Genomic DNA, 24,173 nt, shown 5'->3' on the forward strand with positions numbered 1-24,173 from the left:
CCGAATGAATATCGGGCAAAAGCCATTTTCCTAATTATCTTTCACGGTAGAATTTCATTTCTTTTTTAGTTCTTACACTTCAGGGGTTGGTGTTGGTTTTGCATATCCACTTTTATATTTTTCATCGACTTTATTCCGGATATCTTTGATGCTCATACCATCATTCAAGTCCAGTATGGATTGTGCAGCTATTTCTAAACAAACTCCACATCTAGTCCCGTGGTCATCCCAGACCACTTCACCATTTTTTTTATTTTCATGGATGAAACAATCATAATTGTTTTTATGGTTAGCTGATTCCCCGCAACCGCAGTAACAAGGTATTTTTTCTAGTAAATCTTTATTTTGAGCAACAGCTAAATATATTGTCTTCATGTCTTCTGGTTTTTCTGCTAAGAAATCCGGCGCTATTTCCTTACTGCTGGTCTCTTCCTGAAGATCTCCGGATACCGTATGTTCGGAATGTCCTTCATGACTGCTTTCTTTTTGTACAACGCTTTTCTCTTCACTTGAACACCCAGAAAGTATTAAAGATGAACAGACACCTAAAGTAATGGTCATTAATTTTAGCTTCATTTTTACACTCCTTGACAATCTTGATACTCCCATTTTATGGCCTGGAAAGAAATTCTACAAGCATAAAGGTTACAACACTTTAAGGATTAAAAAATGACAAGTATCCATAATATATATACTATATGCCTATTTGTTACGACTTCGTACATATTTTTAGAGTATTAACCACACTTTAAGAAATAAGAATGAGGTGATATTGTCGTGAGGGCGCTTCCATCATTGTTAATTTTGTTAGGAACGTATTTACTTATTTTACTCCTTGACAACTTACAGGGCTTGAGTATATTGCACTCTTTCTATAGTATCAAACTATATTTGATAGTAGCTCGTGGAGAAGATTACTTTCTGCTCTTGTTATTCACTATAATTTTTCTATATTTGATTGTATTCTCAGCAATCAAAAACCGGCAGCCTCCATCTTCATGAAACTGCTGGTTTTAATTTTTGTTTTATATATGAGGTAAGCAATAATAGAATGGGGATTCCAATGAGCAAAGGTAGATGCAAAAGGTAAGGAACGACTTTTAACCCTTCATTTATATGTGCCTGATAGCTAGGAGCAATCATAATCGAAGAGATGAAAATAACACCGCCAACCAGATAAATGAATATAGAAGATGGTTTCATTTGAAATAAGTCCGCTGAGCCAATAATGGCACAAAAGAAAAATATCGAAATCTTAATGAAGCCTAAAATGATCATTAAAACAAGAATGAACGAATCCAGTCTTTCAATAAAATCAGCGATATTTATATAACTCACAGCTCTAAGAGCAGGGAAATTAGACCTTAATACCGCCTCTGGACCTAATACGGACAAAAGAATGATCGAATTAAGAGTTAAAGAAACTCCACCTATAATTATCGCAAAGAGGCCAACTTTAAAAGCGGAACTCTTTTTATTCAAATACGGAAGGATCATCGTAAACGTAATCAATTCTCCAAAAGGTACGGTGATACCTGTAGGAATCAACTCTTTCCATACCATTCCCCATCCGTTGCCTAATACAGGTTGAAGGTTTTCCAATTTTGTATATCCTCCTAATACAAACATAATGTTCAGAATCAAAAGGGCCACGATAATAATGGCAAAGCATAAGCATGCAACACGTGCAAATGCTTCCAAACCTAGATGAACTCCATAAATCAAAACAAGTATCATGCATATCCCCAGCGTTATAATGGAAGTGCGTCTATAAGTGGAGCTAATTAATAATTCTTCAAAATCGCGTAATATTCTTGAAGCCAGATAAACAAAATAGATGATATAGGTAAAACTCAATACGCTGCCGATATATTTACCCCAAATTTTCCGGACATAACCGGTCATCGGTAAGTCAGGGTATTTTTTGTATAATGAAATATACACGAAATACAGTAAACAACCAAAAAGGGTTGATAAGAGATTCACAATCCAGACATCCTGCTTGGCCCCCTTACCTATATTAAGCAGTAGATTACTGCCAAACATAAAAATGATCATCATACAAAATAACTGAAATCCATCAATTTTTATTTTAGGCAATGCATCCTCACCTCCTCATTCTTTTATTTCGGCTCATAAGGTTCCATTAGCAATCCGGAATTGATAATCTCTACATTAACTTTCAATGATATCTGCGCATCTGAATATAGGTTATCCCAATTTTTTTTGTTCTGGCGCCAATAAACGGGATTTGTTCGAGACAAGGCATCACCAAAACCGAAAATATCTGACTTTTCTTTTTGAGTGATGCTAATCGTCCTTTTAATTTGCTTTTTAATTTCTTTCACCATTTTTTTTTCGAATTCTTTTAACACTCTGGGATCGCTTAAATTAAGCTCACATGATGTTTCCAACAGCTCTCCCATTACGTTGATATTAGTATGAATGACAGGTTTTTCATGATGGATTTCGGTTAACATTTTACTTTTTACACCGATTGTGTTGATTGTCACATTGCCTCTTTCACAAGGTAACACAACGGGGGTATTTTTCACTTTCGATGTAACGAATTGAGCGGCTCGGGCCGTTTCTCCATCCAACCATCTCACCAATTTACCTTTTCTGAAAATGGCTAATCCCTTAACCTTAATAGTAGTCGGGTTTGTCGTCTCTAAATTTCCTGTTTGCTTCCCCTTCTGGGAAGCATTGCTTATACTGATTCCAGGAAGTGATGCATCTTTACCTTCACTCAACAGTGAAGAAATGATTTCATAAGCTAACACCTCACTAGATGATCCATACAACTTTTGATTATTTTGTGTTGTACTGATAATATTTTTACCTGGAGTATTCTCAAGAGGTTCAATTACCCCAAGTACATCCTTAGCAGTCTTCCCACGCGCAATAAAGATCGGGATACTTACCCGTGAATATTTTCCTCTATCGAGACCATCAAAGATTAAATCCAGATCATTTCGAGCTAACTTCTCACCAATAATAATGAGCGAGAGATGTGTTGTGTTATTTTCCCTCGGAATAACGGAAGCTGATTTTCCCAAAGTTTCCAAAAACGTTTTTCCTGTTACCGTATAGTTGATGACAGCGAGGCCTTGACCTCCTGTTGTGCTGGTTTGGGATAGGCCGCTAGGATTTATGACTTGATATGTTACTCGGTACGGTTGTTTTGGATCGTCATTTTGGTCAACTCCCATAGCTATTATGACACCTAGCTCGTTTAATTCCCGGTAATTTGAACAACCTGAAATCAGTAAGCAAATGGCTGCCATCCATAATAGTGAAATATTCATTTTCATTTTTCGTCCCCCGTAATTGCCAGTTTTATTTTCTTGATGGTTTTTTCAATAGTGATGAAAGCGGGAAACGAAAAAAACCATCTCTTTGCTCCTTTAAACGAAATGGAGCAAATGGAGCGAAATATGGTACACCAAAAGATCTAAGGCTGCTCATATGAAGCCAGATACATAAAGTGAAAAGCAATATGCCATATAAGCCTATGAATGCTGAAATAAAAATCAACATAAATCGAATTCCACGAGTCACATTAACTAAACTGGTATTCGGCAGTGTAAAACTGCTGATGGCAGAAATGGCTACAATAATAACCACTGCCGCTCCCACAAATCCCGCTTCAACAGCTGCTTGTCCTAAAATGAGTGCTCCTACAATTGATACAGCCGGCCCAATCGCTCTTGGCATCCGAACTCCTGCCTCACGCAAAACCTCAAAGGCCATTTCCATTACCAGTATTTCGACAATTGCTGGAAAAGGAACAGTTTCCCTTTGGGCCATTAGACTGACGATTAACGTTGTAGGAATAAGCCCTTGGTGATGTGTAATCAGTGCCAAATAGATAGCGGAGGCATACGTAGCAAGAAAAAAGGCTCCTAATCTTAACAACCTTAAAAAGGAACTGATATATTGATTTTGATAATAGTCTTCCGGAGATTGAAAAAATTGAGAGAAAACAGCCGGGACGATTAAAACAAAAGGTGTTCCTTGTATGATGATGGCAATTCTACCCTCTAATAAATTTCCTACAACCGCATCAGGTCGTTCCGAATTTAAAAGAAGCGGAAAAATGGTTGTTCCATCATCCCGAATTAATTCCTCAATGTAATTCGATTCAAGAACCCCATCAATATCAATGCCCTTTACTCGTTCTTTGACTTCCTTCACGATACTCTCATCCGCGATTCCCTGAATGTACATGATTCCAATATCCGTTTGAGTGACGCTTCCGACTTTCAAGCTTTCTAAGCGTACATCAGGATTTTGAATCCTAGTACGAATTAATGACGTATTGGTTCTTAAATTCTCTGTAAAACTATCTTTTGGTCCTCTAATGACCGTTTGGCTTGTCGGTTCAGTTATTGCCCGTGACGGCTGTTTTTTCGTACTGGCGATGACTGCTTTTGTACTGCCATTCAGCAATACTGCCGTATCTCCTGTCAAAACCGCTGACACGAGTTCCTGCCAACTTTCTTTAATGGTCAATTGAGATACTGTTAAAATATGGCTTGCTCGTTCTTCTATCCCTATCAATTTTTGATTATTTTCATTAAACGACTGTATTAATGGATCCACTATGTTCTCGTTAATGATGTTATCATCAGCCATTCCGTCAAGGTGGATTACAGCTGCTTGTACCGATTTATGGTGCGGAGATTCAATCATTCGAACAGACAAATCAGAACTGTGTCCAAGCTCGTTCATTAATCTCACTACATTTTCATTCACCTCGTCGGATAAGGTATTTACTTGTATATGATTTGTTGTAGGTTTTTCTTTAGACCTTTTAAGAGAACGTCCTATTCGCACTTCCCCGCCACCTTTTGATTAAGTGTATGTGTATTTGTTCGTTTCACTAATGATTGATTTTATTATTTGTATCTAATTTAAATATATGTAATAAAAGGCTAGTGAGAAAAATTTTGTTAGTAATTTTATTACCGCATTCAACAAGTCAAAAAAAGCCGACGATTCCCTATAAGGGAATCATCGGCTTTAATATTTTGGTGGGTAATCGACACCATCATACAAGACAAAGTCAATATCGTTCACGAATTTACTTGCGTTTCAAATTTCCAATATGAAAATAACAAGTTTTTTTACTTCTTACTTTTCGATAAAGTTAGCGGAATGGTTACGAGCGAAACTCCTGCTGCAATCCATAACCAGCTGGTGTTTCGTTTTTTTTCGCTACCGCCTTTACTGGGTATACTTGATCCGTATGACTTTCTCGAGTTGGGCCGTTCTATGTCAGCTGTTTCATTCGCTTTATGCAAATGCTGATTCTCTGGTAATTGGGTGGTTCTTTCTAAATCGCTTGTATCTTCTCCCATTCCTTTAAGGAAGGTCATCAGGTAAGTCATAGCTTGTTTGACTTCATGGTCATTCAAGGATCGCAGCAAGGCTAAATAGCTTGGCTTTTCTGGCTTTCCATCAGGCTCGGCTACACGGGCAATCCCTGAATTGACTTTGAGGATAAGCGGTTCAAGCTGTTGAACATTCAGTGTACCTAACGTACCAAGTATGAGAAGGAGATTTTTTAGGGTATTTGCGGTTTCGGGGGTGTCTGCTGTCTTGACAAGAATGTTCAGCACCTTGTCCCCTTCCTTCAACAAACTGTTAACCATTGATAAAATCCCACGAACCTGCATACCTTTCATGACTTCAAACGTTTCTTTAATCACTTCTTTATTTTCCAAAAGGGTACGCTCGATATCCTCGAGTTCAATTCTTCTTCTTTCTTCCTCGCTAATGGTGATTCGGTTGATCACTTTCGTTGCTTTAGCCACGGTTCCTCTCCTCCTTTTTGATTTTCAAGAGGTCACCAGGGAAAATATAATCTTCGCGGGCCCATTTTTTTTGTACTTGTACACCTATCTGCGGTTGTGGATTACCATTACGATGGTTGATGCTTGGTAATGGGTTGTCTCCTTTGATCCTGAGAACTTCCATTTTTGCCTGAACTTCCTTATAAGCAGGGGTATCAGTATCTTTATCTGAATGGCTGCTTGTCAATTGGTTTATTGCTCCGTCACCTGAATCGTTCATCGGCAGATAAACCTCTTTACCTTTTACACGATCTGTAATCAGGCATTGCACTTTTGCATTACCATATGGGGAAGAAAGCCGAACAAGAGTGCCATTCTCCAGTCCCCTTTCTTTCGCCAATTCCCGGGACACCTCAAGGAATACATTCGGCGTTTTGGATGTGATGCCGTTTGATTTATAGGTCATGTTCCCTTCATGGAAATGTTCCAATAAACGGCCGTTATTCACATGGATATCAAACTCCTCCCCAAAGTCAATCGGTTTGGTCCATTCGACTGGAAATAATCTTGCTTTTCCATCGGGGAATGGAAAATCCTCCGTGAATAAAAGCGGCGTATCTGTGCCATCTGGTGCTACCGGCCATTGAAGACTTTTATAACCTTCCAACCGTTCGTAACTTACTCCAGCATATAATGGTGATAGTTTAGCTGCTTCGTCCATGATTTCACTTGGATGCTCATAATTCCAGCCTGCTCCTAACGAATTAGCCACGTTCATGATGATTTGCCAATCAGGCTTAGATTCACCTAATGGTTCAATGACTTGATAAAGACGTTGAATACGGCGCTCGGTATTCGTGAAAGTACCTTCTTTTTCAAAGCTTGGGCTTGCTGGAAGGACGACATCCGCGAATTCAGCGGTTCTTGATAAGATGATATCTTGGACCACAAAGAAGTCCAGTTTTTCAAATGCTTCATGGACATGATTGATATTCGAATCGACCAGACCCATATCTTCACCTTTTAAGTACATTGCTCTGAGGGTACCTGCATGAATCCCTTCGACCATTTCATGGTTATTAAGGCCAGGGTTTTCTGGTAATTTGGCACCCCAGACGTTTTCATATTTCGTGCGGACCTTTTTATCCGTTACTTTTTCATAACCTGGCATGCGATCCGGCATACTGCCAAAGTCACTGGCTCCTTGTACATTATTATGTCCGCGTAAAGGATAAGTACCTGTTCCAGGTTTACCGTAGTTGCCTGTTATGAGCATTAGATTGGAAATTGCCGTACTCGTATCGCTTCCTCCGCCATGCTGCGTAACGCCCATGGCCCAAAGCGATGCAACGCTCCCCGCTTCATGAATGGCTTCTGCAAGCGTAATTAAATCTTCTTTAGCTACGCCAGTTACTTTTTCCGCATATTCCATTGTGTAAGGTTCTAAAGTCTTGATGTATTCCTCCATCCCATTTACACGATTTTTAATGAAGTCTTTATCTGCCCTACCTTGGTCGACGATATATTTAGTCACGGCCGACAGCCATATGATATCCGATCCCGGAGCAGGTTGGATAAAGAGGTCGGAACGTTCGGCCATTTCATGCTTTCTAATGTCCGCCACTATCAGCTTCTGTTTACCTAGTTTATGGGAACGTTTGATTCTCGTAGCCAAAACTGGATGTGATTCGGATGTATTGGAGCCTATGATCAATACAAGTTCGGACTTTTCGATATCCTTTATGCCCCCTGTATCTCCGCCATATCCAACCGTTCTGAACAGTCCCAAAGTAGCCGGTGTCTGACAATACCGGGAGCAGTTATCCACATTATTGGTGCCAATGATTCCCCTTGCCAGCTTTTGCATTAAATAGGACTCTTCATTGGTGCATTTGGATGACGTTATGAAAGCCATCGAATCGGGACCGTGATCGTCTTTTATTTCGGTGAATTTACGGGAAATCAATTCAAGGGCTTCTTCCCATTCAGCTTCTCTGAATGCATCCCCTTCTCTAATTAAAGGTTTTGTAAGCCTTTCTTCACTATTTACGAAATCCCATCCGAATTTCCCTTTCACACAAGTCGAAATTCCATTTGCAGGTGCCTCAACTTGCGGTTCAACCTTAAGGATTTTACGGTCTTTGGTCCAGACGTCAAAGCTGCATCCTACACCGCAGTATGTACAAACCGTTTTCGTCTTTTTGATCCTTGCATCCCTCATGGCGGATTCCATATCTGAAATTGCTAAAATCGAACCATAACCGGTTTCAACATTTTTAGTGATTTCTATCATAGGTCGAAGGGTTTGTTTAGCAATGCCGGTTAAAAACCCGGCTTCACCTTCCATTCCTTTTTCCATCATCGCATTACACGGGCAAACTGTGGAACAATGACCACATGAAACACATGAAGATTCATTGATTGGAACATTATTATCCCAAATGACACGTGGACGTTTTGCTTGCCAATCTATAGTCAATGTTTCTGTGACCTGTACATCTTGACAAGCTTCAACACAACGGCCGCAAAGGATGCATTGGTCCGGATCATATCGATAGAATGGATTCGACCCATCCACTTCATACGGTTTTTGATCAAAAGGGACACTTTGATGATTTACCTTCATTTCCTTAACGGTATTGTGTATTTCACAAGTGCCATTATTATAATCGCAAACCGTACAATAAAGCTCATGGTTATACAATATCTTGTCCATTGCCATGACCTGTGCTTCTTTTACATCTGGTCCAACTGTATCAATTACATCCCCATCATCGATTTTGGTAGAACACGACCTTACAAGTTCTCCATTTACGCTCACTAGACATGTATCACATGTTTCGATAGGACCTAGGCTGGGATGGTAACAAATATTCGGGACTTCAATGGAGCTATCCATCAGCGTTTGTAAAATTGTTTGATTACCTTCCAGGGTGGCTTCAGCACCATTGATTTTTATATGTACTTTCTCTGGCAAAATATTCGCTCCCCTCAAAATAAACGATAAATTTCAATCGTTATTATTTCTACCCCGACAATTTTTTCACCAAACGTCCGGGAGTAAATTATGGAAGATTTCATTTGTCCAATAATTTCAACAGATAATGAACTAAAGTCGAAGTGAGACATAGTTGCTCACTTCGACTTTAGTTCATGCATTACAAGCTTATTTTCAATACAAGCGAACTTAAAGGGGGAACGGTTATCTGACTACCTTTGATTCTTGCTATTTCTTCCAGTCCTGCCCGCTGACCATCCACTAAAACGGACCAATCTCCTTCATGGGGAAGTGTAATGTTTATCGCGTCCCAATTTGCATTATGAATCACTGCAATTTTTGAATCCTTTGTTATAAGGGTGAATGCAACCGCATTTGGTGGAGCATCAATGAATTGTAAATGCTCCTCAATTTCTTCTGGCGTGCTTAATCTAAAAACAGAATGATTTTTCCTGAGCGAAATCAGCCCTTTCATATATTCCACTTCGTGATCTAACTCCGCTCTCCTTTTCCAATCCAATCGGTTAATCCAATCAGAAGATTGATAGCTATTTTCATCCCCATCCTTTGTTCGCATGAATTCTTGTCCAGCATGTATCATTGGTATTCCCTGTGATAACAGGACAATTGCGGAAGCTAGTTTATGCATCTGTTTTCGTTCTTGTTCTGTCGCATCTGGATTAGTGATGAGAAGCTTATCCCATAAAGTATAATTATCATGTGCTTCAACATAATTGATCACTTGATCTGGTTTTTGGTATGTGGCGATATGATCACCATATTTCAAGCCACCAGCGATTCCTTTTTTTATGATATCTTCCATACCTGGTTTGCCATTCACAAAACCTTTATCGTGTTCATTCATTACAAATCCTTTTAAACCATCTCGGATTGCATCATTAAAATGAGCGATTCCAGGCATTTTAAAAGCATTCTTTTGATTTGCTTTCAGCTCTTGGGCCAAGGGGGTATCCATATCCCATCCTTCGCCCAAAACAATGAGGGTCGGATCAATTTCTGCCAGTGTTTTTTTCACTTCATTCATCGTTTCCACATCATGGATCCCCATTAAATCGAAACGGAAACCATCAAGGTTAAATTCCTTCGCCCAATAGGTTACGGATTCAACAATGAATTTTCGCATCATTTTATTTTCAGATGCGGTATCATTTCCTACACCAGTTCCATTAGATAAGGTACCGTCGCCGTTATAGCGAAAAAAGTAGGTCGGAACGAGTTTATGGAAGTTTGAATCTTCCACTGAATAAACGTGATTGTATACAACATCCATGATTACTCGTAAACCGTGATCATGTAAGCCTTGAATCATTTCCTTTAACTCCCGAATCCTGACTTTTGGTTGATACGGATCAATGGAATAAGAGCCTTCGGGAGCGTTATAATTCTGTGGATCATAGCCCCAGTTATATTGTGGTTCATTCAATTTCATTTCATTAACTGTAGCAAAATCGAATATTGGAATAAACTGCACATGGGTTACACCCAGATCCTTAATATGATCAAGACCCGTCTTCGCTCCTTCTGGACCTTTTGTTCCCGTTTCAATTACTCCTAAGAATTTACCTTTATGATGGATTCCACTTTCAGGATGAATCGACAAATCCCGTGTATGCAATTCATAAATGATTATGTCCTCAGCCTTATCGAGAGGTGGTTTATCCCGTGTCCACTTTTCAGGGTTCGTGTCTGTTAAATCTACCACGACCCCTTTATTTCCATTTACCGTAACTGCACGAACATAGGGATCCACGGCTTCACTCCAAATTTCGCCAATTTTCACTTTGTATGTATAAATCAACCCATCCTGATCACCGGCCAGTTCAATGGTCCAGGTTCCCTTTTCCGAACGATCCATCTGAACCTCCATTCCATCTGAATCCTCGCAACGTTTATAAGTAACTAGCTTAGCTTCAGATGCAAGAGGTGCCCATAACCTGAATGCCGTTTTATCTTTAAGGTAGGAATTTCCTAAATCTTTTCCTTCATAGAAATACTGTGCATCCAATTCTGCCGGATTTACTGGATTAATACTCGGAATTGGCAGGGATTCGGCCTGGTTTTCCGTTTCTTTATCCTCCGGTTTGCGATTATTTGTATTTTCCTCTTCAAAATAAGAAAGTGAATCTTTAATAGGTCATTCCTCCATTGAAATTCCCATTTTATAACAGGATTTTTTTATATTTATAATCAAGGGTGAATCTTCCCTTATGCTATGATTCCACAGATATTACCCTTCAAAACATCTGATTATGTTGAAAATTCAGAAATCTATTATTGGATTTATTTAGTTTAAATAACCAAATGCAACATAATCATTCACGTTACTGACTGGACCTTTTTTGTCCTTTTGAATCCCCATACCTAAAAAAGAAAAAAATGCCTCCATAACAGTTTTACGGTCTTGGAGGCATTTCTAGTACTCTTTATGGTGTTTTAATAATTTTCACAGAAGTATCTTCAACTATTGCAGTGAAGTTTTTAACGTCAGGTTGCTCAAAGATAAAGTCAGTGATCCCGTCTTCGAGTTGTTCTTGAAGTACCCGGCGGAGCGGTCTCGCCCCGAAAGTTGGATGATACCCGAGTTCAATCAGTTTTTGTTTTGCTTCAGGAGTTACACTTAAAGTTAAACCATTTGCAGCAAGTGTTTCGTCAAGCTCTTCAATCATGATATCAACGATTTGCAGAAGATCTTCTTTCTTCAATGCCGAAAATTCAATGATGCTATCGAATCTGTTCAAGAATTCCGGTTTGAAGAAATTGCCCAATGATTGGAGGATTGAAGCCTCTTCTACAGCAGTACTTGTACCGAATCCCATTACTTTTTGTTTTTCTCCGACTCCAGCGTTACTCGTCATGATGATCACGGTATCTTTAAAAGCTACGGTCCGGCCTTGACTGTCCGTTAACCGGCCATCTTCCATGATTTGCAGGAACATATGCATTACATCTGGATGAGCTTTTTCTATTTCATCCAATAAGATAATACTGTAAGGTTTGCGGCGAACTTTTTCAGTCAATTGCCCTGCTTCCTCATGGCCTACGTATCCAGGCGGAGAACCGATTAATTTAGAAACACTATGTTTCTCCATGAATTCACTCATGTCAAGACGAATCATCGCTTCCTTGTCCCCGAACAATTCCTCAGCAAGAGTTTTCGCCAATTCGGTTTTACCGACACCTGTTGGACCTACGAAAAGGAAAGAACCGGTTGGACGGTTTTTGGATTTTAATCCGGCACGGCTCCTTCGGACGGCTTTAGAAACCTTTTTGACAGCCTCTTCCTGCCCGATGACTTTTTTCATTAGTTCGTCTTGTAGATGAACCATTCTTCCCTGCTCATCTTCTTGCAGCTTGCCTACAGGTATACCAGTCTTTTGTTCGATGATTTTTTGAATGTCCTCAACGGAAACGGTTGGCTTAATAGTATTTTCTCCAGCCTGCAAAGATTTTTCCAGTCTTTCTTCTTCATCACGAAGGACGGCAGCCTTTTCGTAGGCTTCTTCTTTTAAGGCCATTTCTTTTTCTTTATAGATTTGCGCCAAGCGCTCTTTCATATTTTCTACCTGGCCGTCTTCTATGGTCAAGTTCAATTTGGAACCCGCTTCATCCATCAAGTCTATTGCCTTGTCCGGCAAGAAACGATCTTGAATGTAACGGTTCGAGAGTTCAACAGCCGCTTTTAGCGCTTCTTCACTATATGTGACTCCATGATAGGATTCATAACTATCTTTTAAACCCTGTAAGATGACCAATGCCTCAGCTGTTGTCGGCTCATTAACCTGTACAGGCTGGAAGCGTCTTTCAAGAGCACCATCTTTTTCAATTTTCCTATATTCGGATAAAGTGGTGGCTCCGACAAGCTGAAGTTCGCCACGTGCAAGTGCTGGTTTCAAGATATTTCCTGCATCCATTGATCCTTCGGCTGAACCCGCCCCAACCAGTTGATGAATTTCATCGATGAATAAAATGACATTTTTTCTTTCCTGTAATTCACTGATCAATTGCTTCATTCGTTCTTCGAATTGACCTCTAATTCCAGTATTCGAAACAAGGGACGCGACATCAAGCATATATACCAGCTTATTACGTAATTTACCAGGCACTGAACCCTCAGCAATGGCTAAAGCCAGACCTTCAGCTATGGCTGTTTTACCGACTCCAGGTTCACCAATTAAAACTGGATTATTTTTATTGCGTCTATTAAGGACTTCGATGACACGTTTGATTTCTTCATCTCTTCCGATTACCGGATCAATAAGTCCTGCTTTAGCTACATCAGTCAGATTACGGCCATACTCTTCAAGCAAACCTTCACCCTCGTCTTGTTCGAAGGAATCCGGTTTAGGAACTTCATTATAATTAAATGGATTGAATGAGTTTAGGGATCCGTTATACGGGAATTTCCCTGAATCCATTCCCCCCATTGCTGCACCCAGTTTATTTCGCTCTTCTTTATAACAAGTGGAGCACAGTTTCACATCATGCTCCTGACCATTCATATTTAGATGAACTTGAATATTAGCTTGGTTTACATGGCATTTTTCACAAAACATGTAGTACTCCTCCTTTAAAAATATTAAACTCAATTAAATCTTTGACCTTCTTTGACTTTCTGACTTTATTATACATTGACCTTCTTTGACTTTCAATAATTTTGTCTGTGAATTTTTTTGGAAACAAATTATAAATTCCCTCCAATTAGTTTGCTAATCATATTAAACTATCCATTTATAGTCAAATAAAAAGATTCTATGCATCTAGCATTTTCAATTATTATTGATTACCCATTTCAGCACGCACATAACCAATAAACCACCACTCACTTACTCTTTTTGAAAGAAAAAACTTACGTTAAACAATCATCTGTCTCATCAATTCTTATTTTTTAAAACAAAAAAAGAGACTTCATTAAGTCTCTTAGTATTTTATATTAAGTTGATTTTCTTCTATTATATACGTTTGGCACCAATATACTTTGGCTTCCAATAACTATTATTTGTTTTGGCGTATGACACTCCTTTGGATGATGAAGAGTGTATGAATTCATTGTTCCCTATGTAAATAGCCACGTGTGTAGGTTTTTTCGCTTTGTTTGGCGCAAAAAACATTAAGTCACCTTTTTGTAAAGTCTTAACTTTCTTTCCTTTTTTATATATATCGGCAGCCGTCCTAGGTAAATTCTTACCAGCCTTTTGATATGAATATTTCACTAAGCCGGAGCAATCAAAACCTGAAGTAGAAATGCCACCCGTTTTATATTTTGTACCTAATTCACTTTTTGCCACTTTAATCGCTTTAGTATGATATGAAGCAGCTTCAACTTGTTCCCCTGTAAAAGATACGGTTCCAAGCATAATAGCCAATGACAATCCGACGACAATTTTCTTAAACAAATTATTTACCCCCTGATGTGATTTGCTAAACCTAATATACTAGAAAAGGCATATCATTCGCATCACAGGATCTTTACAATTATGTTACATTTAGTAGATATAGGAAGAATGACCATATAAAAGATAAAAATAAGTCGAAACAGGCATCCTTCATTCACCTTATTGTCAAAGCAATTTTACTTTTCCTCATAGAAAAAACAGTAGTAAGAAAACCACTGTCCAGTTTAACGACAAAAGGAGTTTCGGAATGCTCTCACCCCGAACCATGATTTAAATGAAAATTTTATTATCCTTCATGTTTTTTTACTTGATTATACGTATGGAACCCTCTCTAGATTGAAGAAATTTGCGACACTCCTGCCGAATAACTGGCTAGCCGAGACCCCACAGGCGCTTGCGGCGAGGAGGCTCGGCAGACAGTCGGCGGAAAGGGAGCGGATTTCTGAAATCAACTGAAACTTTATTTAAAAGAAAACAATGAAAGTAAACTGGTTCTTCTCCAATTTGTCTATAGTCTGAACAGCGGTAAGAAAGCCACTGTCAAAATTCTTTTGAGAAAAATGGAAGAAATAACTTTACCCCACGTTTATTAAAAGGTAAAAACTTCATATCTGCAATTAAATGACTTATGTATCCTAAAACACAAGTAGTTAAAATCCCATCAATCCCCATGAATTCTTCGAATTGAAAGGCAATGATGCCAAAGAAGACGATTCCGGCAATCGAATGGGTGTAACTTCTATGCGGTGTAAAGGATGCTAGGATAATATAGACGCCCAACAGCCATAACCAGTTTTCCTGCCAAGATAATCCCCCGCCTAATACAGCTAACCCAGTCAGGGTCAGCATATGCCTTTGTGTAATGAAAGATGAAATAATGATGATTCCGATTCCTGCCCCTACTCCAATCCACTTTTCAGTTTCAGAACCTTCCAAAACACAATAAAGGATCATTAAAACCCCAATCGTTTGTGCTAACGTTCGGATAAACTTATGTGAAAAGGTAATCCTATTACTTAACTTTCCATCAATATCCATATCGGGCATAAGGCCTGAAACGCCCCCAATCCCAACCAAGAATAAAGTGGTGGTTGGATCTGTTTGAAGTGTGTTAGCCGTCAAGAATCCAACCGATGCCCCTAATGCCATGTGTGCTGTACCGTTCACTGTCTCTCTCCTGTCCCTCTAAGAAGTAATCTCGCTCCTAAGAAACGAATGTTTGTTCGAATCCCTGCATTCTAACTATACAATATTTTTGAAGGAATTTCTTTAATTCTTTTAAAAAACCCTATTAATCATTATTACAGCACAAATAGAACCTAATGATTTTAGGTTCTTAGGACTCGATTGTTTTTGAAACAGTGATCTCCTCCGTAACGGGACATTGGATATTTAATATATAGACGGATGCTGGGTAAGCGTATTTAGCCTTTGATTGCTTAATTGTAAAGTAAATCTCAAAATAAGCGTGTAAAGATCTGTTCTCAAGATCTTTACGCGCTTTTATTGTACTACCTTTTTATATAACCTCTTTTAACTTTTCTCCAGCTTCACCTTACTCCACTTCGCTATGTTTAATATATAAATGTGAAAATTTGAATGACCGAGCACCTTTTGCCCTTACACCTAGTCCCACTTCTGCATACCATAATCATATAGTTTCATTAATTGTATTGTCTTCTAGAATAAGATGGTTAAACCCAAATAGACGAGATGACTTAAATGGGAATTTATCAAAGCTGATTAAGTTTGAAGTTATGTTGAATCAAAAATAGCTGTTAACAATTTTTGATTATGGAGGAATAATTAAATGTTACAAAAAATCCAAGTCAGGTTAGGTTTAAAAGAGGATTTACCAAAGCTAAATCTTGGTGAATTTGGCTACTGTTTGGACACAAAGGAGTTATACATTGGTTCGTCAGAAAAAGAAAAGAAATTAATTATTATCGTTAGTAGTCAAAACCCTTCTCCAAATGATACATCAAACGGCGAAAACATAAAGATCGATAAAAATAGTATTTTAATATTTGAAGATACTGATTTAAGAAAATTATTAGCCAAAATAGGGAACACCGGTACAACAAATGAATTGTTAACTGTATCAGGATTAATTAATATACTATCTGGGAAACACAATACTGGAAATTTGGACGAACTGTTAAATATAACAGAATTTAAAAATTCTAAGGAATCAAAGATCTTTGAAGATCACAAACTTGGGACTTATCACAATGCCAGTAAAGACTCAAACAATAAATCAGATGGCAAATCTTTTAAGGCCGGAGTTCCTTTACCTGGATTGGAAGATGTTGATGTTTCCACATCAACACCGTCAGAAGATAATTTTTTGAAGTTTCAAGATGCAAATTTGACGCCTGTTGTAGGTTCAATGATTAGCAACAATCAAGCAATTTACACAGTTGAGCTGCAAAGGTGGGGAATAACCCAAGGATCTTTTGGAAAACCTCCCTACACAGAAGAACAATGGCAAATCGCATACAATAACATACTAGGATTTAATAATGCACTTAAGTTTGCAAATGAAAATGGATTAACAAGAATTGTTGTTCCTTTTGGCACATATAGTTTCTGTTATACCAACCTTAGTGGCGCAGCTGAAATATACGCTATGGTAAACACTCCAATTAAATTATATAGTAACCAAACACTGGATTTAAACGGATCTATCTTTGAGGTGATGTATGACTCCATTAATAAAAACCCCTATGATAAGTCTCCATTATCTACCCCGGCATGGAAGTTAAGTGGGGAATTAATTCGGATCGATAATGTTTCAAATGTACAAGTGATAAACGGAACAATATTGGGTGATATCCCTAATAGGAGCTTTTCTGACGGGGGTAATGGTTTTAATTCAGAAAAAGGAATGGAGCAAACCTACGGCATAAAAATAGAGTCTGGTGCAAATTTCATAACTATTGAAAATATAGATGTCTCTATGTTTATGGGAGATGGAATAACGATAGGGTCCTATCCAACCAAAACAGGTAAATGGAATCTTAATCCATCAGACACAAAAGCCTATCCCGGATATGTTGATACTACAGGTAAAGTTGTTCAAACTCTCGCAGGAGCTTATCTAACTAATAAATTTCCGGTCATACAAGGGGAACATAAACAACTGCAAATGAGAACAAGTGGCGGATATACAAGAATACCCCTTATTGAAAACAAAACATTTGAATACATCTTTTATAATTCAAAAGATATGGTAATAGCTAGAAAGAAAGCAGTTTACCTACAAATTGTTACAGTACCTCTTGACACTTCTTATATAAGATTACAATTTATTAATGAAAAAACTGGTCTTCCTAGCATTCAAATTTCGTATTCTATAACAAAGCCTCAGGCACATCATGTTAAAATTTTTGGATGTACCATACACAATAATCATAGAGGCGGCATTAGTGGCGGAGCGGACTTTACCTATATATCCTATAATAAGATTTTCCACAACGGTATGGATTCAGGGTTGAACATCCCTCTGTTCCCTGATTCAACCAGGTACGCGATAAACTTTGAAGACAGCTACAGTAACTATGTAATAATAGAGAACAACCATATATTTTCAGGGTTTAATGGAATACTGATGGGTGTTTATCACGGCAGAATTGTAGGTAACATATTAAGTGAAATTGGTGGTGTTGTTGTTTACAATAACGCAAATATGATTATAGATAGTAATGTGTTTTATGAGAGTAGTGGGTTACAAATAACCAACTCTGTAGCTACTCAAGAAAGAAATGTTCTTTTCACTAATAATACAATCAACTCATCTGCTATGACAGTCATAGCAACAGGAGTTAAAACAAGGGTTAGACTTATTAATAATGTTATAAATATAGACTCATTGATTTCATCAGGTAACATAGAGTTAGTTGGAAATAACATAAAAAGCTACACAGGGTCCTCTTATACTGGATACTCGAATATAACGATTGATAATATAAAAAAATGTACGGGTAATACGTTTGAAGATTTCAATTATGGTTCACATTACAGGGTATCTGTGATGAAACCAAAAGATTCTACAAGTTATGTAAGCGATAATGTGTTTAAGTCCGTTTCTTTTAATTCAAACAATCTAGCTAATGATATTGAATTCCATAATTCTAAGTTTTATAATTGTTCAGTTACTAGCCAGATCGTAGATGCAACTCTTTCACACAGCATTTTATTCAATAATTGCCTTTTTCAAGATAGTAACGTAATATCAGGCGGTCAATATGTCAATAACACATCAATTGGAGGAATAACTGGAAAAACAATTTTCAACAACTGTAAAATAAACTTTACTTCAAACTATGCTAGTACTTATTTAATGGGAATTAGCGACAATGTAAAAATTACTAGTTATCCGGAAGGCATCATTCCTAGAAATTATGAATTAATCATCATTAACTCCGAGTTAATACACAAATCAACTACTGTTACTACTTTAATGAAATATTACAACTTAGATACCAACTTCGATATTAATAATTACAAAAAGGTTAAAATAGAAAACTCTAAAATACGAGTCTCGGACATTACAAAACTCAGGTTATTTTTAAGTACAAATCCTAACATCTATACGAACTCTGCAACAATTAAGAATACCACTTATGAAGGTTTTAATGGATTCCCTCCCCCAGCAAATGGAAGCTTGGAAATCTATAATCCACTATACGTATCCAGTAGTTCAGCAATACCCACATCAGGGTTATTTGTTGTAGGTCAAAAAGTAGAAAACACTAACCCGGTTGCTGGGGGATTTCTAGGTTGGGTTTGTATTATAGCTGGATATGCCAATGCAAACCCATGGACGGCTAATAAAGCATACAAGATTAACGCTTTTGTTCATTCAAATAACAAAGTCTATAAAGCTACAGTAGCAGGAACATCAGGAACTGTTGCACCTACGCATACAACAGGAAAATCTATAGACGGAGGAGTAACTTGGGAGTATGTAGGGGCCTTAGCTGAGTTTAAGACATATGGTGTAATTTCAAATTAAAAAACTATCACATTTCCCTTCTATTACGAGGCTTTTTGAAAGAATGTGTCCGACTTGGAATGAAAAATACAGGTAATAAAAAGAATTATGAATTCAAGAAGACCATTGTAGATCTTGATTACTCGAGTTTTTCAGAAGAGAGTATTTAGTATACCTTATCTGAAGTAACGATTTAAAGAATTCACCCCTATTATTGCTTAAAGGGAAGAATTTGTTTAGTTAGATCTTTGTTTGCAATTTGATACGACAAGTAAAAATGACTGACAATGGCTTCTTCTTGGAAATTTCTAATTTTCCTCTTTTTCGGTAAACAATGTAAGGTTTGTCTCTTCTGCTTAATTCAAAGTTTCGTTCTGTATAACGACTATTTTTAAACAAAAGGGTTTCGACTAAGTCTAATCATGTTCAACGCTTAATGAACAAAATGACTACATCATTCACTGAAGGATAAATACCGTCCTTATCCATCTAATTATTTTCCGTATTTTGACAGAAGGGTGATGTTGGTAGTTTTCAAATTGTAAACAACTTCAAATAATTCATCAAGTGTTGTATTTTCAGTAAACTAAATATTTTATAAATACTATTTGGATTGTTATATAAAATATTTTCATTATCAACGGTGAGCTTTAATAAATAACTCCTAAATTAATAATTTCCAAGACTTGATTAGTGCCCCTCTTACTCTTAGCCTCCATATAACCATCTACATTAATATTGTAAGGAGTGAACTCAATACAATGATCGTTTGAGTTCTGATCCTCGAAAATAGACATCACCAAGATAGATCTACATTTTGATTTTTAATACTGTCCAATACTGCTTTTAACGCTTCAACATTTCATTCGGTATGTACTTTAATGCCAGTCTAATTTTTAATCCAGGTTGATATGTTTCGGAAAATTTTTATTATTTTTATCTAGGTAACTTGATTCTTAAGCCTTAACCTAAACTTTTGATAAATACTTTTAGCTGGTACAATAAATAGATTTTTTTCGTATTTATTCATTGCAGTAAACCACATAGATAAAAAATATAGGATAGAAAATCCTAAAATTTTCACAAATAAAACTAACCATATATTTGTTAGAAGTACTTTATTAATAGTGGCCCCATAAATTATACTTAAAATAAGTGGGAAACTCATAAAAAGTATATTAATCCAAAACTTTGGTATATTTAATTTGATTTTTTTCCAATAATAATAATTTATTATTATTATATTTCCTAAAGTGAATGAGATTCCTGTGGCAATTGCACAACCGATAACTCCCCAAACTTGAACAAAGATGATACTAATAATCACATTTGAGATTGCAATAAAAATGTTAACTATTGATTTAAAACCTTGCATATTTTTGGCTTGAAGTATGACCCCTCCCATTCCCTGAATAAGAGAGACTATCATGGGTACCAAAATAACAAGAGCAACTATATATGATACCTGATACTCTTTTCCAACCCATAAATTTATAAACTCTTGCCCAAATACAATAAATCCACTTAAAGCAAAAGATATGATTATATATTGAACTCTACCTATTCTTATAAAAAGATTGGACAATTCATTATTAGAAGCTCCCTTAATTACCATTCCAGATACACGAGATAAAAAAACATTTGATATTGCTGAAGAAAAGCCTGAGAAGTAACCAGTAAAAGAAGCCCCAATAGCATAAACGGATACAGCTACTGTTCCGCTATATATCCCAAGAATTACTTGGTCGGTTGAAGTATATAGTTGACTGATGATTAAATTCAAAAAAATATAAGACGAAAAAACAATAATTTCTTTAAATAATTTGGAATCGAATTTCCCGAAAGATATTTTAATTTTCAGAGTTTTAAAACAATAATACATATTAAGTGCAATAAACAATAAATTTAACAATGTCGTTACAATTGCCATAGCTATGGAGCCATAACCCATTAATAGCAGGGGTAATATGAGGAGTGGGCTTATAATGGATGAAACGATCACAATTAGTTTTTGAAAGATAAACTTTTCATGAGCCAATACTATTACACTAAAAACACCTAGCCCAATTCCTGTAGAAATGTTAAATACCATTATGCTCATTAATAATTTAAGTTTGTGTATCTCTTCTATATTTAATGAGCTAGAAAAAAACAAATCTGTATTTAATATCAATAAAATCCCTAAAATTAAGGCTATTAAACCTAAAGTTAAATAAATTTTTAAAAACAAGCCATATAAATTAAAGCATCCTTCTTCATCATTTAATGCTTTATATTTAGCGGTATATCTAATTACTGCATTACCTAAACCAAAGTTTAAAATACCAACATATCCTGCTGCTGAACTAGCTAAACTATATAAGCCATATTCTGATTGACCAAGCAAATTTAACATTACTGGTGTATAAATTATTGAAATAATAATATTTATGAAGAGTGCAAAATAAGATAAACTTGCACCTGCCTTTAGCTGATTTATCATGGTATTACCTTCCATCCTAATAAAAAAATTTGAGTCTTTATTTTATAATTAAATTTTGATTATTTGCTCTATTTCATTTTTCGTATCAATAGATTCTGTAGCCAAATTATTAGTGAAATATTCACCTATAGTTAAATTGTTTATTAATTTAACTATAGCTTGATAGATTTCGTCTTCATCACATTTAACTATTAGACCTGTCACTCCATCTTTTATTTGTTCCTTTGCGCCGGTGAAATTTGTTGTAATGATTGGTTTATTTAAGCATCTTGCTTCAGCAAGTGTAATGCAATAACCTTCATGTCTAGATGGTTGGACGTAAATATCGCAATTTTTTATATATGGATAGGGATTTGGTTTGGAACCTAAAAGAATAAAATGATCCAATACGTTATTTTTTTGTATTTGCTTTTCATAGTTTACTCTTAAATTACCTTCTCCAACACAATACCACCTTACTTTAAAACCGTTTTGTATTAACTTAGTTAAAGACTTAATAGCTATATCTTGCCCTTTTTCTAGAGTAAGCCTTCCTACTGTTAAGATTTTTATCCCATCAAATTCGTCATTAAACCCTCTTCCGATTTCAGCTTGAGATTTAATCAAATCAGATGAAATAATATTTAAGAAAACCTCGATTTTTTCTTCTAAGAAAGGAAGTATATTTATTAAATGCCTTTTTCCTTCTTTAGATACAACAAAAATTTTATCGAATTTATTATAGAATTTATATGCGAAGAACCTATTAAAACCTATATGATTTATATCAAAATGAATCCATTGTATTTTTTTATTAGCTTTTATGTTATTTAACACATAATAGCTTATGAACTCCATAGGACCTGCATAGGCTACCGCTATATCATATTCCTTTTTTGCAATTGGGAAATCTTTTAAAATATATTTATAAAAAAGACTTCTTTCTTTGTTAACCTTCGATATAAAGTAAAAAATTATTATTATTAACGATTTAATGAAACGTCTCTTTTTAACAAAATCTAATGCAACTATATGAAGAGGTAAATTCAGTAAATTTTTAATATCTTTATATCCTTTTAAATATTCCACTTGAACTCCATCAGGAATAGAATTTATAAAATCACCATATTTCTCCAACATCAGGACAGTTACATCATAATTTTTCTTTGAAAGCTCTGAAATCATATTTAATAAAGCTTTTTCAGTTCCTCCTACATTCATATTAATTAACATAAATATTATCTTTGTTTTCATTGGATTTACTCCCTTTGTTATATGAGTGTTATCCTATTAATTTATAAATTTTTTCTATTTCTTCAATATTTCCTTTTTTTTCAGTCTTGAGATAATTTACAATACTTTCTTTTAAAGTTAAGTCTCTAATTAATGTTGCTATTCCTTCACAAACAGCTTCTGCGTTCATATCCACTACTAAACCATTTTTCTTGTTTACCATTTGATTGTAAACGGCGTCAAAACTTGTTGTAACTACTGGAATATTTAACATTCTTGCTTCTGCAATCGCTAACCCGAACCCTTCATGCCTAGAAGTTTGAACATATATATCAGAATCTTTAATGAAAGGATATGGATTTGCTTCAACTCCTAATAAGATAAAATCTTTAGTTAACCCAGCTCTTCTAATTTGTTCTTCAATTTTTTCTTTTAAAATACCTTTTCCTAGAGCATACCACCTGAAATTTATACCACTTTCTTTCAGCATTTTACATGCTGCTAGAGCAATATCATATCCCTTATTTTGATCAAGTCTTCCTATGGTAAGTATCCGGATTCCCTCAAAATTATCGTTATAACTTTTTCCAATACCGGCCATTTTTATTATTGAATCTGCATTATTAATATCATAAATAACTTCAGTTTTTGCTGTGTATTTATTAAATGTTTCAACGAATATTACTTTCGTCGATTCAGATACAGCGACTATTTTATCAAATTGGTCATAAAATCTTTGTTGAAAGTCCTTTTCAACTTCATCCAACCGATTACTGACATTTACCCATGCTAATTTTTTGTTTGCTTTTACTTTCTCTGCAACATAAAAGGTAGGAATACCTTGCGCATAACTTATTGCTATATCGTAGATAGTTGAATCTTCTTCAATAACTTTTGAAATGTTCTCCCAAAAAACCCTAGCCTTTTGAGAATGATTGTATTTCCTCAACCTGATTTTAAGCGAATATGTTAGTCTAGATATTAAAGAATTCAGATTGAATTTCCTAATTGAATTAATGCACGCTTCCTTAAAACTCATTTTAGAAAATTCGGTATATTCCAAGGGTTTTAAAATATTCACTTCTTTTGGAACCAATTCTTCTAATATATGACCATATGCAAAAAGTCTTAAATCTACTGAGTATTTCTCATAATCGAATGCGGACAACAATGAAATTAAACTCTTTTCAGCACCTGCACAATCTAATGAATCAATTACAAATAATACTCTTTTTTTTTCCATATTTTCACTCACTTTGATAAAAATTAGAAT

Annotated in this window: 12 protein-coding genes and 2 pseudogenes; 1 reads left to right on the forward strand and 13 read right to left on the reverse strand. The window is 36.1% G+C overall.

Features of this window, described 5'->3' with window-relative positions; genetic code table 11:
• Positions 1–72: 72 nt before the first annotated feature.
• From ACDZ29_RS24340 to ACDZ29_RS24385, 10 genes and pseudogenes are all read right to left on the reverse strand, one after another.
• The gene (locus ACDZ29_RS24340; RefSeq protein ID WP_289335226.1) at positions 73–576 is read right to left on the reverse strand and encodes a PCYCGC motif-containing (lipo)protein; all 504 of its coding nucleotides are present in this window, start codon (positions 574–576) and stop codon (positions 73–75) included.
• Positions 577–996: 420 nt separating this feature from the next.
• On the reverse strand, positions 997–2,100 hold the full coding sequence (locus tag ACDZ29_RS24345) for a GerAB/ArcD/ProY family transporter (RefSeq protein ID WP_375088953.1): 1,104 nt from the start codon (positions 2,098–2,100) through the stop codon (positions 997–999).
• 23 nt (positions 2,101–2,123) lie between these two features.
• Complete coding sequence (locus tag ACDZ29_RS24350; RefSeq protein ID WP_375088954.1) at positions 2,124–3,314, reverse strand: Ger(x)C family spore germination protein; 1,191 nt, start codon at positions 3,312–3,314, stop codon at positions 2,124–2,126.
• A 25-nt stretch (positions 3,315–3,339) separates the two neighbouring features.
• Positions 3,340–4,839 carry a spore germination protein gene (locus tag ACDZ29_RS24355; protein WP_375088955.1) on the reverse strand — a complete coding sequence of 500 codons (1,500 nt, stop codon included), beginning with the start codon at positions 4,837–4,839 and terminating at the stop codon, positions 3,340–3,342.
• Positions 4,840–5,297: 458 nt separating this feature from the next.
• Positions 5,298–5,819 (reverse strand): annotated as a pseudogene (locus ACDZ29_RS24360) (DUF1641 domain-containing protein); the annotation flags it as partial.
• Entirely contained in the window at positions 5,812–8,775 is a 2,964-nt protein-coding gene (gene fdhF, locus ACDZ29_RS24365) for a formate dehydrogenase subunit alpha (protein ID WP_375088956.1), read from the reverse strand. The gene fdhF and the pseudogene ACDZ29_RS24360, both read right to left, overlap by 8 nt.
• 181 nt (positions 8,776–8,956) lie before the next feature.
• Positions 8,957–10,837 (reverse strand): annotated as a pseudogene (gene pulA, locus ACDZ29_RS24370) (type I pullulanase); the annotation flags it as partial.
• Between the two features lie 403 nt (positions 10,838–11,240).
• A complete protein-coding gene (locus ACDZ29_RS24375; RefSeq protein ID WP_375088957.1) occupies positions 11,241–13,370 on the reverse strand; it encodes an ATP-dependent Clp protease ATP-binding subunit in 2,130 nt (709 codons plus the stop codon).
• A gap of 396 nt (positions 13,371–13,766) precedes the next feature.
• Positions 13,767–14,210, reverse strand: a complete 444-nt coding sequence (locus ACDZ29_RS24380; RefSeq protein ID WP_370015141.1) for a C40 family peptidase — start codon at positions 14,208–14,210, stop codon at positions 13,767–13,769.
• Between the two features lie 540 nt (positions 14,211–14,750).
• Positions 14,751–15,377, reverse strand: a complete 627-nt coding sequence (locus ACDZ29_RS24385) for a metal-dependent hydrolase (protein WP_375088958.1) — start codon at positions 15,375–15,377, stop codon at positions 14,751–14,753.
• 643 nt (positions 15,378–16,020) lie between these two features.
• On the opposite strand from ACDZ29_RS24385, the gene ACDZ29_RS24390 reads away from it, so the two are divergent.
• Complete coding sequence (locus tag ACDZ29_RS24390; RefSeq protein ID WP_375088959.1) at positions 16,021–19,227, forward strand: hypothetical protein; 3,207 nt, start codon at positions 16,021–16,023, stop codon at positions 19,225–19,227.
• Positions 19,228–20,146: 919 nt separating this feature from the next.
• Here ACDZ29_RS24390 and ACDZ29_RS24395 read toward each other — a convergent pair.
• The 3 genes from ACDZ29_RS24395 to ACDZ29_RS24405 are packed head-to-tail and all read right to left on the reverse strand — an operon-like array spanning position 20,147 to position 24,143.
• Positions 20,147–21,688: an oligosaccharide flippase family protein gene (locus ACDZ29_RS24395; protein ID WP_375088960.1), complete on the reverse strand. Its 1,542-nt coding sequence runs from the start codon at positions 21,686–21,688 to the stop codon at positions 20,147–20,149.
• Positions 21,689–21,736: 48 nt separating this feature from the next.
• On the reverse strand, positions 21,737–22,921 hold the full coding sequence (locus ACDZ29_RS24400; RefSeq protein ID WP_375088961.1) for a glycosyltransferase: 1,185 nt from the start codon (positions 22,919–22,921) through the stop codon (positions 21,737–21,739).
• A 28-nt stretch (positions 22,922–22,949) separates the two neighbouring features.
• Positions 22,950–24,143, reverse strand: coding sequence for a glycosyltransferase (locus tag ACDZ29_RS24405; RefSeq protein WP_375088962.1), 1,194 nt, complete (start codon positions 24,141–24,143; stop codon positions 22,950–22,952).
• Between the last annotated feature and the right edge of the window lie 30 nt (positions 24,144–24,173).

The sequence above is a fragment of the Peribacillus sp. RS7 genome, from assembly GCF_041956845.1.
Classification (GTDB): Bacteria; Bacillota; Bacilli; order Bacillales; family DSM-1321; genus Peribacillus.

Excerpts from the sequence above, each read along its gene's own strand:
- ACDZ29_RS24405 (WP_375088962.1), bottom strand. The coding sequence starts at position 24,143 with ATGGAAAAAAAAAGAGTATTATTTGTAATTGATTCATTAGATTGTGCA.
- ACDZ29_RS24350 (WP_375088954.1), bottom strand. The coding sequence starts at position 3,314 with ATGAAAATGAATATTTCACTATTATGGATGGCAGCCATTTGCTTACTG.
- ACDZ29_RS24390 (WP_375088959.1), top strand. The coding sequence starts at position 16,021 with ATGTTACAAAAAATCCAAGTCAGGTTAGGTTTAAAAGAGGATTTACCA.
- ACDZ29_RS24340 (WP_289335226.1), bottom strand. The coding sequence starts at position 576 with ATGAAGCTAAAATTAATGACCATTACTTTAGGTGTCTGTTCATCTTTA.
- ACDZ29_RS24395 (WP_375088960.1), bottom strand. The coding sequence starts at position 21,688 with ATGATAAATCAGCTAAAGGCAGGTGCAAGTTTATCTTATTTTGCACTC.
- ACDZ29_RS24375 (WP_375088957.1), bottom strand. The coding sequence starts at position 13,370 with ATGTTTTGTGAAAAATGCCATGTAAACCAAGCTAATATTCAAGTTCAT.
- ACDZ29_RS24400 (WP_375088961.1), bottom strand. The coding sequence starts at position 22,921 with ATGAAAACAAAGATAATATTTATGTTAATTAATATGAATGTAGGAGGA.